At 65.0% G+C, this 531-nt stretch carries 1 protein-coding gene; it reads left to right on the forward strand.

Translation table 11 applies throughout. The features are described from left to right. Positions 1 to 136 precede the first annotated feature (136 nt). A complete protein-coding gene (locus AC559T_RS16735; RefSeq protein ID WP_235013665.1) occupies positions 137 to 379 on the forward strand; it encodes a hypothetical protein in 243 nt (80 codons plus the stop codon). Positions 380 to 531: the final 152 nt, after the last annotated feature.

Here is a 531-nt window from a genome sequence, read left to right on the forward strand (position 1 = left end):
CTGTGGGAGCCCGGGGGTGAGATCCCCCCGGGCTACCCGACCCACGTTGCTACCCGCGTGGTCGGCTGCCGGCCATCATGGGTAGACCATCGACAGCGGCGCGAGCACAGCCACCTCGAAACGGGAATTGAAGGTCATGATGGGCGATACCAGCCGACTCGACGCAATCGCTGCCCGCCTGCTCACCGCGGAGCGCGCCAACCGTGGCGTCCGACACCTGGCCAACGCGGCGGTCGAAATCGGAGAGACGGTGGACACCGCCGGCGCTGTCGTCATCCTTTCCGAGTACCGCCAGGCGTACCGCGAGGTGCATGACGTGCTCACTAACGGTGACCCGGTCGATATCGTTTACCTGGCCTCACAGCTCGACCCATCCTGACCCAGTCTTCCAGGTTTACCTGCGTCGGCACTGTTGTGTCGTGAGGTAGACGCGCATGCTGGGGTCGGCCGGCCGGTGGTCAGATGGCGTGGGTGAGCTCGGTGTCGATCATAACCAGGCATGTTCGGGACAACCCTCTCCAGAGGGTCGAG

Source organism: Frankia sp. Hr75.2 (genome assembly GCF_949319125.1).
Taxonomy (GTDB): domain Bacteria; phylum Actinomycetota; class Actinomycetes; order Frankiales; family Frankiaceae; genus Parafrankia; species Parafrankia soli.

Bases quoted from the DNA above. Each gene is read 5' to 3' on its own strand.
- AC559T_RS16735 (WP_235013665.1), top strand. From the start codon at position 137: ATGATGGGCGATACCAGCCGACTCGACGCAATCGCTGCCCGCCTGCTC.